The organism is Methylomonas sp. Kb3, from assembly GCF_002834115.1.
In the GTDB taxonomy this organism is placed as follows: Bacteria; Pseudomonadota; Gammaproteobacteria; order Methylococcales; family Methylomonadaceae; genus Methylomonas; species Methylomonas defluvii.
The window spans coordinates 1-329 of sequence record NZ_PIZT01000052.1; the positions used below are offsets into that span (position 1 = coordinate 1).

1 protein-coding gene is annotated in these 329 nt (G+C 60.5%); it reads right to left on the minus strand.

From position 1 onward, the window contains the following. Positions 1-19: 19 nt before the first annotated feature. Positions 20-329: hypothetical protein (locus tag CWO84_RS15390; RefSeq protein ID WP_101053629.1), on the minus strand; the 310-nt coding region annotated here is incomplete at its 5' end.

Here is a 329-nt window from a genome sequence, read left to right on the forward strand (position 1 = left end):
TGCGAAACGTCGATGACCTTCATCGCGAAAATCCGGTCAACTGCACTTGGCAACCGAAGCGCACCGACTCGATACCGAGCTTGTGCAACTGGGTCTGGCAACGCCGGGCCCAATGGCCATCGCCGAACAGCAACAGCAGTTCGTCTTGCGCCGGCAGACACACACCGCCAAAACTCTCGGCAAGTGTTGTCAGTTCCGGTTGGCTCAAGGGCTGCGGGTTCGGTTCGTTGGCCTGGGGTCGCCACAGGCGTTCCAGAAAGCCACGACCGTGACGGCGTAACACCGTGGGTGAATCGTAACGTTGCCAGTCGGTATGACAGGGCACGCGG